The sequence below is a fragment of the Pseudoalteromonas ruthenica genome (assembly GCF_008808095.1).
GTDB lineage: Bacteria > Pseudomonadota > Gammaproteobacteria > Enterobacterales > Alteromonadaceae > Pseudoalteromonas > Pseudoalteromonas ruthenica.
Map to the genome: position 1 here is coordinate 1,525,284 of NZ_CP023396.1, position 15,160 is coordinate 1,540,443.

A 15,160-nucleotide genomic window follows, 5' to 3' on the forward strand; every position below is an offset into this window, starting at 1 on the left:
TATGATACCGTAATTACGCTCTTGGGTAAGCTTGCAGCGCACTCATAAATAACTAAACTCAGCCGTCGCTGCGCTGATAGAACAGTCAGTGTCATTGTAAGATACAGGGCGCTCTCACTTTTGTGCGCGACAGGTGGTTTTTCACTGTGCTAGGCTGTGATTGCCACTTGGCATCCGTTGTTGGAGTATCGAAGTACTTTATGCTTTCTCAATTTTTTATCACCGACCCTGCTCCCGAATTGCTGGTCAATGGCAGCTATGATTGGGCCTTAGTGTTACTTTCGGTCACTGTTGCTATTTTTGCATCTTTCTTTGCGCTGCAATTAAGGGAATTTGCTCAACAACAACGCCACACCCCATTTTATCGCATGGCACTGCCAGCAAGTGCCGCCGCTTTTGCCGCTGGCGTGTGGAGCATGCACTTTATCGGAATGCTGGCATTTAGCCTATGCGTCAGCGTCGACTATGATTTCACAGTGACGGTGGTATCATTCATCCCTGTCTTTTTAGCCACTGCCTTAGGGTTCCATTTACTCAGTACGAGCGATCCATCTCGAGCCAAGCTTGCGCTCAGTGCCCTGCTGTTGGGCGCCGGCATAGGGGTTATGCATTACACGGGTATGGCCGCGATGCGCCTAGGGCCAATGCTAGGCTATGACCCACTTTGGTTTGTTGTCTCTGTATTAGTGGCGGTCATTCTCGCATGGCTCGGCCTGGCCGCTCATTTATATTTACAACCCACAGGGCGCAGCACTCTAGGGCAAACCGGTTATCGTATTCTCAGCGCCATTGTTATGGGCTGCGCAGTCTCTGGCATGCATTATACCGGGATGCAAGCGGCACGATTTGTGGCCCAATCCCCGGTGTACAGTGAGCTCACCGATAATAGCCATGTAACCGATCTCGCTCTGAGTATTGCTATTGTAAGCCTCTTGCTCAGTGGTCTCATTGCTTTATTGCACAGTGTGATGCGCTATCGCTTGGCCCTTCAGCAACAACTTATCACTCAATCACGCCTTGAAGCGGTCCTCAATACCGCCGTCGATGGCATTATTACCATTAGCGCGAAAGGCCAAGTACTGAGCTTCAACGCCGGAGCCGAACGTATACTCGGGTATCATCGCGATGAAGTGATTGGCGAAAACGTAAAAATGCTGATGCCACAAGAAATCGCCAATCAACATGATAATTACTTAAGTGCCTACCAAAGTACCGGCATTAAAAACATTATTGGTTCCGGACGTGAGGTCAACGCCGAACATAAAAATGGCGCGCTGATCCCCATTCGTTTGGGGGTTGGTGAAGTCGCTATTCCCGGACAAAAGCGCATGTTTGTAGGTTTTATTACTGACTTGAGCGCGCAAAAGGCGATGCAAAATCAGCTTGCCCAACAAGAGCGTCATTATCGCACTTTGTTAACGAATATGCCCGGCGTGGCTTTTCGCTGCCGTTTAGATAAGCATTGGAGCATGCTCTACATTAGCCCCATCGTAAAACAATTAACCGGCTATGATGACCAGCAGTTTATCGACGGCAGTGTTAATTTTGACATGCTTATCTCTGCGCAGCATAGCAACTATGTGCGCGAGCAAATATACAGCGCACTTGCACAAGGAAAAAAACACTACTCTTTTGAATACCAAATACAGTGTCGCGATGGCAGCCGTAAATGGGTGATTGATAAGGGAACATTTGAGCATACCGAAGGAGAAGAGCTTTTCATTGCAGGTGTATTGGTCGATATCAGTGAGCGCCAACAAATGGAGCAAGAGCTTGTAAAAGCGAAAGAGAAAGCCGAAGCTGCGGCGGAGACAAAGCAAGCCTTTTTAGCCAACATGAGTCATGAAATACGCACGCCCATGAACTCCATCATTGGCTTCTCTGAAGTGCTGCTAGATAGCCCATTGAATAAACAGCAGCGTCAGCAACTCACCAACGTATTGCAATCTGCACGCTCTTTATTGCATTTACTCAATGATATTTTAGACTCCGCCAAGCTTGAGCAAGGTAAAGTGAGTATTGAGTCAGTGCCCTTTAACTTGCTGGCTCTCGTCGACTCTGTGGTCTCCAGCTTTTATCACAGTGCTGAACATAAGCAGCTCTCGGTTGCCCTGAATATGGATAGTAACCTCGGTGAGCACTATCGCGGCGATCCGCAGCGCTTACGCCAAGTATTAGTCAACTTAATCGGTAACGCAGTAAAATTTACCGAGCAAGGCAGTGTCACCATCAATGTTCGCGGCGATAATCAAGGTGTCTATTTTGAGGTGGTTGATACTGGCATTGGTATCGCCCCCGAGCGGGTGAGTGCTATTTTCAATCCTTTCGAGCAAGCAGACGACAGTACCACGCGGCGTTTTGGCGGCACCGGTCTAGGCACTACCATTAGCCGCCAGCTCGTACAACTTATGGGCGGGGATATAGGCGTCACCAGCACCTTGGGCCAAGGCAGTACATTTTACTTTACCCTGCCCCTAAAACAGGTGGCGGACGAGCACGTTAATGAGCAGAGCTCATTGACCCCACTTAGCGAAATGCCTAAATTGCGAATACTGGTGGCTGATGATGTACCGCAAAACCGCGAGCTACTGCAACTACGCCTAACTAAACTCGGTCATCAAGTAGAGGCAGCTGATGACGGCGAGCAAGCAGTGCAACTGGCCACAAGTAATAATTATGACATTGTGTTGATGGATATTCATATGCCCAAGTGTGATGGTCTCCAAGCAACCCGACAATTGCGTCAATATGAGCAGCACAACGAGGTTGCTACAACGCCCGTTATTGCTTTAACGGCCAGTGTCATGGGCAGTGACCGTGAAGCGGCTAAAGCCGCTGGAATGGACGGCTTTGCCAGCAAACCTGTGGTGCTGAGCGATTTACTAACGGAAATAGCCCGCGTTCTCGATATAGATTTGGCTGCACATGTATTCGCACAAACTAACGCCACCGCCCACGACAGCCAACAGCTGGTCAACGAAACCCAAGGAGCGGAGCTGTGGGGTTCAAAAGCGCATTACCTCAAGGAACTAAAGCACTTCTATAGGCAGCGCAATGAGCAACTGCGAACACTGAGTAAGTATGATCAGCTCAGCGCCGAACAGCTTGTTGACGTGCATACATTAAAAGGATTAGCCGGTAATCTAGCCCTGCCCAAATTAGCCGATACATTAAAGTCGATTGAACGACAAAAGCAGGTTCAAGACCCTCATCGGTTTGCCTTATTCAGCTGTATTGATGAGCTCTATCAATATCTGCAAAACCACACTGACACGCCTAGCAAAGCCGTGAGTAATCACCATAACGATGAGGACTTTAAGCAATTATTGCGGGAGGTTGCGCAGTTATGCGATAACTTTGAATATGATAGTGAACACAGTGAACAACTTATTGCGGCAACGCCACAACAATGGCATAAACAAGTAATGGATATCGCAAATCTCATTAACGAATTCGAATTTGCGGCGGCTAAGGCCGCTATTGAGCAATTACTTGAGCAACTGCAGAGTGTGCAACATGATTGAGACACAAAAGCCGACTCTCCTAGCTGTAGATGATGAGCCGACGAACCTTAAGGTTTTAAATCAAGTATTAGGAAACGACTATCGCCTTATATTTGCAAAATCAGGGCCTCAAGCTTTGGAATTAGCTCATAGCAAGCAACCCGCGCTCATTTTACTTGATGTTATGATGCCAGATATGTCTGGCTTTGAAGTATGTGAACTGTTAAAGCAACGGCCAAGTACGCAGGCTATTCCGGTTATTTTTGTGACCGCCATGCAAGACGAAGTAGATGAAACGCAAGGCTTTGCCAAAGGCGCGGTTGATTACATTACTAAGCCAATCAGCCCAGCAATCGTCAAAGCGCGGGTTAAAAATCATTTGTCTTTAGTGCAAGCTGACTTACTCAAAGCCGCGCAACTTGAATTGATCCAAAGGCTGAGTCATGCAGCCGAGTACAAAGACAATGAAACCGGACAACACATAATTCGTATGAGTCGTTATTGCCACATCATCGCGCGCGCTTATGGCTTTAATGAGGCCCATGCCGAGTCGTTGCTACTCGCGGCGCCAATGCATGACATTGGCAAAATCGGTATCCCCGATAATATCCTTCTTAAACCCGGGCGCTTGGATCAAGACGAATATCGGCAAATGCAAACTCATGCCAGCATTGGTGCGGATATCTTGGCAGGTTCAAGCTCTGCATTAATCCAACTTGCCCATCGACTTGCTCTTGAGCACCATGAGCGCTTTGATGGCAACGGCTACCCAAATGGCTTACAAGGCGAAGAGATCTCCATAGAGGGCCGTATATGTGCCATTGCCGATGTATTCGATGCACTAACTTCGAAGCGGCCATACAAAGAACCTTGGCCAATCGACAAAGCCGTGCAGTTACTTCAAGAAGAGAAAGGCAAGCACTTTGACCCCGAACTGGTGGATATTTTTATGGCTTGTTTGGACGATATTCTTGCTGTTAAAGCACAGTATCCAAGCTAGAGCAGCTCAGCAACGGCCTCATATTCATAACAGGTAATTTCATGGACATTGCCGCTGGGATCACGAAAGTACAATGACCAAGATACCTGATGATCGGCTCGCGTGACCTTGATATCGCAATCGTGCAGGTGCTGTTGCCAGTGCACAAAGGCTAACGCATCGCAACGAAACGCGATGCCGTTGCTTTTTTTATCACCAACAAATAAAGCCAAGCAAATGGACTTTGCCTGATCTTGCAGCATAAGCGGTCCATCGTGTTGCTGTTCAAACCAAAAAGCCAGCTCGGGGACGATATCAAAACCCATTACTTGGCGATAAAACGCCAATGCAACCTCAATATCATGCACTTGTATATGGCAATGGTGTACGCCACGCAATAACGGTGGGTTACTCATAGGCAATACCTATCTCTTCGCCCAGTTGGCGTAAGAAATCGTGCATGTACTGCGTGCGCTTATGTGCTTCATATCGAGCACTGGCCGTGTTCATGCTCTCACCTATGTGCAATAACTTCACAAAAAAGTGATCAAGGGTGTATTTACTGTCATCAGCTTGGCGGTTCTTACAAAACGGATCCTGGGGATGATATAAGCCACGACAAATCGCCCCGCCTACCTTCATGCAGCGACTCACTCCCACTGCGCCAAGGGCATCCATACGGTCGGCATCTTGTACTATCTGCGCTTCTAAAGTGGTGGGTGTGACATTGGCACTAAAGCTATGGGCGACAATAGCATGGTGAATAGCATCGAAATAGCGACTGTCATAATGGATACTGTGCAAAAAGCTTAACGCCTTGTCGGCTGCCATGGTCGATGCCTTCGCTCTGTCCGGATGGTTTTTCGCCACCGCAACACAATCGTGCAGCCACGCCGCAGGCAGCACCACTTCAATCTTGGCATGCTCCTGTTCACACAAAGTTTTCGCCACCTGCACAACGCGTTCAATATGCGTAATGTCATGAGCTGAGTCGGCGCTACCGCAACTGAGAATAAAATCGCGACATTGTTGTTCGATTTCTTGCATAGTATTCATTATTAAGAGTTTATGTGATGACAATAAATCACTCATCGGCTATTGGCAAAATTAATTTGAGAAAGCGCCTTAAGATGCCTAGAATAGCGCCTCTCAAACCAACGACCTAGCGTGTCAACATGCCTTGCGGTGGGTATTCCATTGCCTCAGTGCACAGCAGCTTCAACATACTCACTCTAGGAATTATTAGGAGGCTCAATGGCCGGTGCGATTTATCTTCAAGCAGGACGCGAAAAATCACTGAAACGTAAACACCCGTGGATCTTTTCAAAAGCAATTAAGAAAACCAAAGGCAACCTCGGCCTAGGTGACACGGTCACCGTTTACGACAGTCAGGGAACATACCTGGCTACGGCCGCTTATAGCCCACAGTCACAAATTCGCGCTCGGGTATGGAGCTTTGACGAGAAAGAATCTATCGACCAGGCGTTCTTCTATCGCCGTTTAGCTCGGGCCCTTGATGCCCGCCAGCACGCTATTGAAGAAGGCCAGTTAACCGGTTTCCGCCTATGTGCCGGTGAATCTGACGGCCTTCCTGGAGTAACAATAGATAAATTTGATAACTACTTAGTCTGTCAGTTGTTAAGTGCCGGTGCAGAGCGTCACAAAGGTGAGATAGTCGCCGCGTTAGTGGAACTGTTCCCTTCTTGTCATGTTTACGAACGCTCAGATGTAGAGGTGCGTAAAAAAGAAGGATTAGCGCCAACAACCGGCGTGCTATCTGGCACGGCGCCAGAGCACCCGGTGTTGATAAAAGAAAATGGCCTCACCTGCGAGGTAGATATTCTGCAAGGCCATAAAACCGGCTTTTATCTCGACCAGCGAGACAGCCGCGCCGCCCTAGAGCGCTTCTCCAAAGACAAGGAAGTATTAAATTGCTTTTGTTACACCGGCACGTTTGGTTTATATGCCTTGCGCGGTGGCTGCTCTAAGGTGATCAATGTCGATGTATCACAGCAAGCCCTTGATATTGCCAAGCGCAATGTGCAGCACAATGACTTAGACTTAGGACGCGCTGAGTTTGTCAAACAAGACGTATTTAAGCTACTTCGTGAATACCGCAGCGAAGGACGCACCTTTGATACCATCGTCATGGATCCGCCCAAGTTTGCCGACTCAAAGGCGCAGCTCAACGGCGCATGCCGAGGCTATAAGGATATCAATATGTTGGCGATGCAGCTGCTTAAGCCAGGCGGCACTTTACTGACATTTTCGTGTTCTGGACTCATGGAGCAAAACTTATTTCAAAAAGTGGTCGCCGATGCTGCCCTAGACGCCAATAGAGAGCTACTCATTGTCGAGCGCTTAAATCAGGCCACCGATCACCCTATCGGAGGCGCTTACCCTGAAGGCTTTTACCTCAAGGGGCTGATCTGCAAAGTGTATTGACGCTTCAGCCTAATTAATATCAAGCATTTCCACGCCAATGCAGTACTGTCCCTGGTCGTCTTGCGTACAACGCACGACCTGGGTCAGCGCTTTTAGTGGCGGCACCGAACCATCGGGTGAGTTGATATCCACTTTTACCGTGGCACCCGGGTCGATGGGTTCATCAACCAGTAACTGCATGCCAGTGGCGCTCAAGTCGCGGCAGGTTGCCGTTAACTGCAAATATTTATCATTGTGTGATACCTCAAGCTTTGCTTGAGCATTCACCATCATACGCATAAAGCCGCGCTTATCGTCATCATAAAGCATTGTTGTTCTCCTTTTGTGCTTTACAGCAGCCGATCGCAGGCCTATCACTACCTACCTACGCATGCCGCAGTTGGGGTCGCACCACAAAGCCCATTTAAACGGGCGAAACATGTGTTGCTATAGGCAGCATACTCGGATTAAATAAGGGTTTGCAAGCTATCCAATAACTCATTGAAAGATAATGGTTTTACGAAGTAGGCATCACAGCCAGCGGCGTACCCTTGTTGCTTGGCATGGGGGGATTCGAGTCCGGAGATCATCAACACCGGAATATCTTGCGTTTCTGGGGTGTTTTTTAACATACGACAGGTGTCGAAGCCATCAAGCCCCGGCATACACACATCGAGCATGATGGCGTCCGGGTGCTGATTGATGGCCTCGTTCAGGCACTGCTTGCCCGAATCAACATACTGCAATTGGTACTGTTGACCAAGTGCTTGAGCATACAGTGTAAAATTAAAATATTCGTCATCGACTACTAATAGCTTAGCTTTGCCGTGATTATTCAACTTATTCCCTATCCTTGTCGGCGAGCACCTGAATCACTCTAATAATATAAAGTTACCTCAGCTTAGCGCGAATGCAAGTTAACTCTCGGCGAGATAGTCATTAATTGCGTTCAACACCCGTTTTGCAGAAACCGGGTAAGGGGTTCCCAGCGTTTGCGCGAATAACGATACACGTAGCTCTTGCTGCATCCAAAACAGCGCTTGCAAGGCCGGCGGCTGGGGCTCGCCTTTAGGGTGTTTGGCCAAACACTTATGGTACGCCTGCGCTACTTTATCCAGCTCAAGGGTACACAAGCGGTCGCGGTTAGGGTCCACCGGTAGTTTTTCCAAACGTTTATCTATGGCTTTCATATAACGGCATAAATCGGCCATTTTATGCGCCCCATGATGGCTAACGAAGCCTTTAAAGACGAGGCTTTCCAATTGGCTTTTAATATCACCGTGAGCGGTGATCATGGTTAAGTCCACTTTACCACGCATACGCTTATGGATACCGTGGGCCAAACTCAACACCTGCTCCACTTGCAAAGCGATCGCCACCACAGTGTCGCCCAGTTCGCCGCGAATAAACTCTTTGGCTTTATTAAACGCTTCGGCGTCTCGGATTTCCCCGCATTGCTCCAGAAGCTTATCAACCCCAGCGGCGATACAATCATCAATCAGCAATTGCACTTTACCAAAGGGGTTAAAATACAAACCTAGTTTGGCTTTATTCGGTAAATTCTGCTGCAAATACTTAATTGGCGAAGGAATATTCAAAAGCACCATGCGTCGCAGACCCATCTGGTGCGCTGCAGATGCTTTGCTTGGTGAATCGAATAGCTCAATCGCCGTGCTGTCTTTTTTGTCGACCAAGGCAACAAAGGCTTTGACCTCGTATTGGCCTTGTTTTTTCACATAGGACTGAGGTAAAGAGTCAAATTGCCATTCCACTAAGCCTTCGCGCTCAATGCCCTTATCCGCGACCTGCGATAGGGTATTACTCACTTTATCCGCAAGTTGTGTTTTTAAGGCCTCTAAGTCATAACCACGGGCCACTAACTTACCCTTATCATCACGCACTTCAAACGCCATGCGCAGGTGCTCATCCAAGGCGCTAGTATCAAAGTCCTCAGCGTCCACTTTGGCCCCGGTCATGCGAAATAGGCGCAGCGCCAGCGCCTCACGCAACGACCCTTGCAGTGGCTCTACAGAGCTGAGCACCGCGTCCGCGTAATTCGGTGCCGGCACAAAGTTGCGACGTTGGGTTTTCGGTAATGATTTGATAAGAGCGCACACCAACTCATGGCGCAGCGCCGGAATATGCCAATCAAAACCTTCGCCGCTGACTTGGTTGAGCAGCGCCAAGGGAATTTGCACCGCCACCCCATCGACGTCTTGCCCGGGTTCAAAGTTATATTGCAACGGCAGCACTAGGTTGCCTTGCATCCACACATCCGGGTAGTTATCCGCCGTGATCTCAGTGGCCCCGTGCTGCATCAGGTCTTCTTTGCGCATGAACAAAAAGCGTTTGTTGTGACGCTTTTGTTCTTTGTACCACTTCAAGAAGCTAACACGATTACATATATCACTAGGGATGTGCTGGTCATAGAAATCAAACAGCGCTTGCTCGTCCACTAAAATATCGCGTCGGCGTGCCTTGTTCTCTAAATCTTGAACTTCTTCGATAAGCTCACGGTTAACTTGCAAAAACGCTTCACTGGCGCCGAGCTCTTGCTCGACCAAGGCCGTGCGAATAAATATTTCTCGGCTAAGGGCCGGGTCAATTTTATCGTACTGACTGCGCTTACGCGCCACGATAGTGAGGCCATACAGAGTTTGTTGTTCAAAGGCGATCACTGCGCCGGCTTTTTTCTGCCAGTGCGGTTCACTGTAACTGCGTTTCACCAAGTGCTGTGCTAGGGGCGCCAGCCAACTGACGTCAATTTTGGCATTGATGCGAGCATATAACTTGGAGGTTTCCACCAGCTCGGCAGACATCACCCACTTGGGGCGCTTTTTAAACAGGTTGGAGCCCGGGAAAATATGAAACTGACTATTGCGTGCGCCCTGATAAAACGCATTCTTTTCGTCTTTTTGGCCTATATGGCTGAGTAACCCGCTCAACAGCGCCTGATGTATCGCCTCATGTTCAGGCTCGTTGTTACTGTCCTTTAGGCCCATTTCGTTACAAATCGTCGTGACTTGATAAACAATATCTTGCCACTCACGAATACGCATATATGCCAGAAACTCTTTTTGGCATAACCTGCGGAATTGATTGTTGGTGAGCGCTTGCTGTTGCTGCTCCAAATAATGCCACAAATTCAAGAACGCGACGAAATCAGAATGCTCATCATCGAAGCGCGCATGCAGCTCATCGGCCTTGGCTTTTTTCTCTTGCGGGCGCTCTCTGGGATCTTGGATAGCTAACGCCGCCGCAATCACTATTACTTCACGCATTGCCCCCATGGAGACACTGCTGAGCACCATCTTCGCTAACCGAGGGTCCAACGGCAAGCGCGCTAGGTCGCGCCCCAACTTAGTGAGCTTGGTCTGCCCCTTATATTTACTCGCTTGCACTGCTTCGAGCTCTTCAAGCAGGCGCACACCATCGTTGATGTTGCGGCTATCCGGCGGCTGTACAAAAGGGAATTGGCTAATATCACCAAGCCCCAAACCCAGCATTTGCAAAATGACCGACGCCAAGTTAGTACGTAGAATCTCTGGGTCAGTAAATTCTGGACGACCAAGAAAATCTTCTTCGCTGTATAAACGTATACACACCCCTGCTTCAACCCGGCCACACCGGCCCTTACGTTGATTGGCACTGGCTTGCGACACCGCCTCAATAGGTAGGCGCTGGACTTTAGTGCGGTAACTATAGCGGCTAATACGCGCCGTACCCGGGTCTATGACATAGCGGATCCCAGGCACCGTCAGTGAGGTTTCGGCCACATTCGTGGCGAGCACAATACGGCGTTTATTACCGGGGTGGAATATGCGATTTTGTTCGGCATTGGATAATCGCGCATACAAAGGCAGCACTTCGGTATGCTTTAAGTTGCGCTTAGTCAAGGCATCGGCGGTATCCCGAATTTCACGCTCACCATTCATAAAAATCAAAATATCGCCAGGGCCTTCGCTGTAGAGCTCATCTACAGCATCAAAAATACCCTGCAATTGATCATTCTCATCTTGGTTGTCGTCACCGCCTTGTATCTCGGTTAAGGGCCGATAACGTACTTCAACGGGGTATGTACGCCCGGAGACTTCAATGATTGGGGCGTCATTAAAGTGACGAGAAAAACGCTCTGGGTCGATGGTCGCTGAGGTGATAATTACTTTAAGATCCGGGCGCTTGGGTAGCAGGTTCTTTAAATAGCCGAGGATAAAGTCGATGTTTAAACTGCGCTCGTGCGCCTCATCGATAATAATAGTGTCGTATTGATTCAAGTAGCGGTCGTTTTGTATCTCTGCAAGTAAGATACCGTCGGTCATTAGTTTAATGTAGCTGCGTTCACTGACCTGGTCGCTAAAGCGCATTTTAAAACCGACGGTTTCGCCGATTTCGCTATGGAGTTCTTCGGCAATACGCGCTGCTACACTGCGAGCGGCTAATCGACGTGGTTGAGTGTGGCCAATCAAGCCCTCAACGCCACGGCCTAACTCTAAGCAAATCTTCGGCAGCTGAGTCGTCTTACCCGAACCGGTCTCACCGGCGACAATCACCACTTGGTGCTTCGCTATTGCCGCTTTTATGTCTTCACGTTTATCGCTAACCGGCAGGGCCGCTGGGAATTGCGGCTTTGGCAGTTGTTCAAGGCGTTGTGCGCGCTGGCTGATGCTGTGCTCTATCGCCTGCTCAATTTTGGCCAGTACGCTTTGTTGCTTCTCGGAGTCGGAAATCTTATCAGCGCCTTGCAGGCGCCTTTTTAATACAAACTGATCCTTTTTCAAACACTCAGAGAGTTTACCATACAACGGCTTGCTTGCTGACACTCAGGCCCCTAATTAACGACTTAAAAATGGTCGCTAAGCTTAGCAAACTATGAGCGCCAAGTGTACCGGGTATTGAGCCCTGAATGCCGATGGCTAGGCCTTTTTGGCTATTAATCAGAGCCTACAACAACACTAAACAAATCGATGTCCGGACGTATAATTACAATGCAGATGCTTATCCAATGCCAGTAGGATGTGCGCGCGGGTGATAATCCCGAGTAACTTACCCTGTTCATCACATACCGGGTACATTTTCGGCTTATCAACTTTCATATTTTCGGCGAGTGTCATCACACTCTCCTCTGGCGTCACGCACAGTGGCTCTTTGGTCATAACATCACCAACAACTGTATGTGCTTCATTTTGGTAAGTGGATGTCAACATATGTTGTAAGCAATCCTGCTCCGACACGAAACCGATGATGGTTCCGAGGTCGTCGACAACAGGTCCTCCGGTTTGGCCGCTTTGTAATAGCCTCTCCACAGCCGTTTCAATCGGCATAGTGGCTTTGAATTTTACTGGTCTATGGTTGTAATAATCAGCGACTTTGATTGATTGCATAGGCACCCCCAAATAAGTAAACGCCAACATAGCTAACTATAGTTGGCGTTTACAAAATTGCTTATATCTTTGAAGGATTTATTCGTCTTTAAAAATCGCTACATAGGTGTCACTGGTTGATGACTTGCTAGCGCGATACATACCTTTGGTATTAAACGGCATGCTGATGTTCCCTTTGCCATCAACAATGATGACTCCCCCGGTGCCACCAGCGTCAAACATGGGTCCAAAAATAACTTCTTTACCCGCCTGCGCTATGCTTTTTTGCTGATATTGCACACGTGCGCAAATGTCGCTCGCTACTTGATAACGGATGAAAAACTCACCGTGGCCGGTTGCTGAAACTGCACAAGACTCATTGTCGGCGAATGTACCCGCGCCGATGATCGGTGAATCACCAATACGACCAAAGCGCTTCGCCGTCATGCCTCCTGTTGATGTACCCGCTGCCATATTACCGTGTTTATCCAAAGCTACGGCGCCAACTGTACCCATTTTATAGGATGTTGGTAACGCTTGATGACGAGCTTGGTAGTCTTGACTAGCAGGCTTGGCTTTATCTAATTTTTGTTTTGCTTTGAGCAAGGCTTCATAACGATGCTCTGTATCAAAATAACTGTTATCAACCTTCTCCATCCCCTGCTGCTGAGCAAATGCTTCAGCCCCTGCACCGCTGAGCAGCACATGAACAGAGTCTGTCATTACCAACCGCGCCAAGTTAATAGGGTTTTTAATGTGCTTTACTCCAGCTACTGCACCAGCTTGGCGCGTACGTCCATCCATGATCGAGGCATCGAGCTCATGAGTGCCTTCATAGGTGTAAACGGCCCCCTTGCCGGCATTAAAATAAGGAGAATCTTCCAGTATGTTGATCGCCGCATTGACTGCATCTAGGCTTTCACCCCCTTGCGCTAATACTTGGTAGCCGGCTTCAACCGCCTGCTTGAGTTTATCGCGATAGGCTTTTTCTTGCTCCGCAGTGAAGCGGGCTTTTTCGATGGTGCCAGCACCACCATGGATAGCAATGGCAAAGGGTTCATCGTCAGCCATAGCAGGTTGCGCTGCTAAAGCACTCAGTGCTGCGAATGTATAAAGTATAGACTTCATGAGGCTCTCCGTTTATGGCCTAAGGCTTTTGTTATTATTCGCCAAATACTATGGGCGCTTGGATAACGATTGGCAACCTGATGCGATTAACGGCAGTGATAAAAAAGAGCACCACAGTGGTGCTCCTCATTCAGGGGGAATACTATTTAAAGTTGGCGATACTGTTTTTTGTTGCTTCCACGGTTTTCCAGGCATACGCTTGCCCAGTTATGCCGTAAGGCAGACCGTTTACACTCCAGTTTGGATTGGCAAAGTAATCATATTGCGTGGCACTGCCAAATACATGTGGGTAGGCCATAATGCTGGCAAATTGATTATCAACGCCGTGACCCATGCCATCGACATACACACCGCCACTGGTATCGCCTTGTTTGCGTGAATGGGCCAAGCCTTGATTATGTCCTAGTTCATGAACAAAGGTGGTTGCTCCACAGTCCACTGCGGTAATGCTATACATGTTGTTTGAGGTAGAGGCATATAAGTTACCAGAAGCACTGCTGCCTTGGCCTACCCAAGCAATACCGCAGGTAATATAACCATTCGAGCCTGCCCCTTTACCTAGCACAGCCATCATATCGGCTCCCCAGCTATTACGCAGGTTTTGAACACTCGAAGCATTGGTCACTGAGTTCAACCAACTGCTTGAGGGGCTGATACTGTAATTACCTAGGTTTTGCTGGCCAGCAACACGAAGCTGTAGATCAATACCGTTTTGACTGTAAACCTGATTCGCAAAAGCAATCAACTGATTGATCTTTGTATTAATATTACCTGTAGCCGCTGCTGCTTCATCAGTATACAAAATACCAATATCAATCGTCGCTGCTTGCGCCATTGACGCACCCATAGCACTTGCAATAAGCGCTGATTTTACGAGTTTTTTCATTATTGTTCCCTTATTTTTAGTTAGTGGGGGTGGTTGTAAATTGAGGATTGAAATTTTCCGGGTTGGCGTCAGCTTGGTGACTACTTGCATGCACCTCTTGCTCTTGGTGCTGGCGATAAAGATCGCGTTTTGCCGCTATCCATCCATGCTCGTTTTTTGATTCAAAAACATAATTGCCACTGGGTGCTGTCAGCTGACCATAGACGGCGTCTTTTCCAACAGTTAATACCGTGGTATGAAAACGCCCCCCTGCCCCTGTTACCGCACCAAACACACTCCTATCGCCATTTTCAGCGACACTGACGTTATTTACTTCAGCAACAAAGCTCTCTTGAGTTTGCGGTATCATCAGTTCAAAAGTGTCACCGGCTTCAAGAGCACGCAACGCGCTCAGGTCAAATTCCACATAGGCTTCATTGCGTAAGTCTGTTGGGATCACGCCCGCCTCTTGCAGCTTTGCTTGCGCGGTTTTCGATACCTTATTGACCGAGGCAACACCAAAGTCAGTAGGCTGATGCTTATCGTGCTTCGCTGGTGTCTTTAACAAAGGTTGGGGACTGCTTTTCGGTTCAGTGACCGCTTGTTTGTGTATTGATATTTGTGCAACAGGAGGTTGCTGCTCGGTTGTTTCGATTGTTGCGTTATGATGAGTGCTTGGGCCTTGCTGCCCAAGATAAATCCAAAGAAGTGCACCTGCACTCACGCTGATAAGCGCTAAAAATATCCACCGCATGATACGTTCCGTTATTAGTTATTTTGGAACGCAGAATAATCATACAAATATAAATTTTCAATTAACAAATGTTCAATAATCAAGCGCTAAATATTAAAATTTAAAAATAACCTATTATATACAATGGGTTATGACATTTACATAAGT

General features: G+C 48.2%; 12 protein-coding genes. 3 read left to right on the forward strand and 9 right to left on the reverse strand.

The features are described 5' to 3' along the window. Window positions 1–200: 200 nt before the first annotated feature. Together PRUTH_RS07220 and PRUTH_RS07225 are read left to right on the forward strand one after the other, a co-directional pair. A complete protein-coding gene (locus PRUTH_RS07220) occupies window positions 201–3,524 on the forward strand; it encodes an MHYT domain-containing protein (protein ID WP_151172942.1) in 3,324 nt (1,107 codons plus the stop codon). After that, the gene (locus tag PRUTH_RS07225; RefSeq protein WP_151172943.1) at window positions 3,517–4,503 is read left to right on the forward strand and encodes a response regulator; all 987 of its coding nucleotides are present in this window, start codon (window positions 3,517–3,519) and stop codon (window positions 4,501–4,503) included. Before PRUTH_RS07220 ends, PRUTH_RS07225 begins: the two co-directional genes overlap by 8 nt. Here the strand turns inward: PRUTH_RS07225 and PRUTH_RS07230 are convergent. Then, the gene (locus PRUTH_RS07230; RefSeq protein ID WP_022944038.1) at window positions 4,500–4,898 is read right to left on the reverse strand and encodes a VOC family protein; all 399 of its coding nucleotides are present in this window, start codon (window positions 4,896–4,898) and stop codon (window positions 4,500–4,502) included. The two genes, PRUTH_RS07225 and PRUTH_RS07230, sit on opposite strands and share 4 nt — an antisense overlap. Then, a complete protein-coding gene (locus PRUTH_RS07235) occupies window positions 4,891–5,529 on the reverse strand; it encodes an HD domain-containing protein (protein ID WP_371741521.1) in 639 nt (212 codons plus the stop codon). Before PRUTH_RS07235 ends, PRUTH_RS07230 begins: the two co-directional genes overlap by 8 nt. Before the next feature lie 207 nt (window positions 5,530–5,736). Here PRUTH_RS07235 and PRUTH_RS07240 point away from each other — a divergent pair, with 207 nt between their 5' ends. After that, window positions 5,737–6,927 carry a class I SAM-dependent methyltransferase gene (locus PRUTH_RS07240; RefSeq protein WP_151172945.1) on the forward strand — a complete coding sequence of 397 codons (1,191 nt, stop codon included), beginning with the start codon at window positions 5,737–5,739 and terminating at the stop codon, window positions 6,925–6,927. Between the two features lie 9 nt (window positions 6,928–6,936). Here the strand turns inward: PRUTH_RS07240 and PRUTH_RS07245 are convergent, their stop codons facing one another. From PRUTH_RS07245 to PRUTH_RS19300, 7 genes are all read right to left on the reverse strand, one after another. After that, a complete protein-coding gene (locus tag PRUTH_RS07245) occupies window positions 6,937–7,236 on the reverse strand; it encodes a PilZ domain-containing protein (RefSeq protein ID WP_022944035.1) in 300 nt (99 codons plus the stop codon). A gap of 137 nt (window positions 7,237–7,373) precedes the next feature. Continuing rightward, window positions 7,374–7,745, reverse strand: a complete 372-nt coding sequence (locus PRUTH_RS07250; protein ID WP_022944034.1) for a response regulator — start codon at window positions 7,743–7,745, stop codon at window positions 7,374–7,376. 78 nt (window positions 7,746–7,823) lie between these two features. Further along, window positions 7,824–11,726, reverse strand: a complete 3,903-nt coding sequence (gene hrpA / locus PRUTH_RS07255) for an ATP-dependent RNA helicase HrpA (protein ID WP_151172946.1) — start codon at window positions 11,724–11,726, stop codon at window positions 7,824–7,826. Window positions 11,727–11,858: 132 nt separating this feature from the next. Next, on the reverse strand, window positions 11,859–12,287 hold the full coding sequence (locus PRUTH_RS07260) for a CBS domain-containing protein (protein WP_026110983.1): 429 nt from the start codon (window positions 12,285–12,287) through the stop codon (window positions 11,859–11,861). 78 nt (window positions 12,288–12,365) lie between these two features. Continuing rightward, the gene (locus PRUTH_RS07265; RefSeq protein WP_151172947.1) at window positions 12,366–13,394 is read right to left on the reverse strand and encodes an isoaspartyl peptidase/L-asparaginase family protein; all 1,029 of its coding nucleotides are present in this window, start codon (window positions 13,392–13,394) and stop codon (window positions 12,366–12,368) included. Window positions 13,395–13,536: 142 nt separating this feature from the next. After that, the gene (locus PRUTH_RS07270) at window positions 13,537–14,280 is read right to left on the reverse strand and encodes a M12 family metallo-peptidase (protein WP_022944030.1); all 744 of its coding nucleotides are present in this window, start codon (window positions 14,278–14,280) and stop codon (window positions 13,537–13,539) included. Window positions 14,281–14,296: 16 nt separating this feature from the next. Next, window positions 14,297–15,013 (reverse strand): protease inhibitor BamI-like protein, encoded by a 717-nt coding sequence (locus PRUTH_RS19300; RefSeq protein ID WP_235419663.1) that lies wholly within the window; start codon window positions 15,011–15,013, stop codon window positions 14,297–14,299. Window positions 15,014–15,160 lie beyond the last annotated feature (147 nt).

Coding starts and splice junctions, on each gene's coding strand:
- PRUTH_RS07220 (WP_151172942.1), top strand. CDS start 201: ATGCTTTCTCAATTTTTTATCACCGACCCTGCTCCCGAATTGCTGGTC.
- PRUTH_RS07225 (WP_151172943.1), top strand. CDS start 3,517: ATGATTGAGACACAAAAGCCGACTCTCCTAGCTGTAGATGATGAGCCG.
- PRUTH_RS07230 (WP_022944038.1), bottom strand. CDS start 4,898: ATGAGTAACCCACCGTTATTGCGTGGCGTACACCATTGCCATATACAA.
- PRUTH_RS07235 (WP_371741521.1), bottom strand. CDS start 5,529: ATGCAAGAAATCGAACAACAATGTCGCGATTTTATTCTCAGTTGCGGT.
- PRUTH_RS07240 (WP_151172945.1), top strand. CDS start 5,737: ATGGCCGGTGCGATTTATCTTCAAGCAGGACGCGAAAAATCACTGAAA.
- PRUTH_RS07245 (WP_022944035.1), bottom strand. CDS start 7,236: ATGCTTTATGATGACGATAAGCGCGGCTTTATGCGTATGATGGTGAAT.
- PRUTH_RS07260 (WP_026110983.1), bottom strand. CDS start 12,287: ATGCAATCAATCAAAGTCGCTGATTATTACAACCATAGACCAGTAAAA.
- PRUTH_RS07265 (WP_151172947.1), bottom strand. CDS start 13,394: ATGAAGTCTATACTTTATACATTCGCAGCACTGAGTGCTTTAGCAGCG.
- PRUTH_RS07270 (WP_022944030.1), bottom strand. CDS start 14,280: ATGAAAAAACTCGTAAAATCAGCGCTTATTGCAAGTGCTATGGGTGCG.
- PRUTH_RS19300 (WP_235419663.1), bottom strand. CDS start 15,013: ATGCGGTGGATATTTTTAGCGCTTATCAGCGTGAGTGCAGGTGCACTT.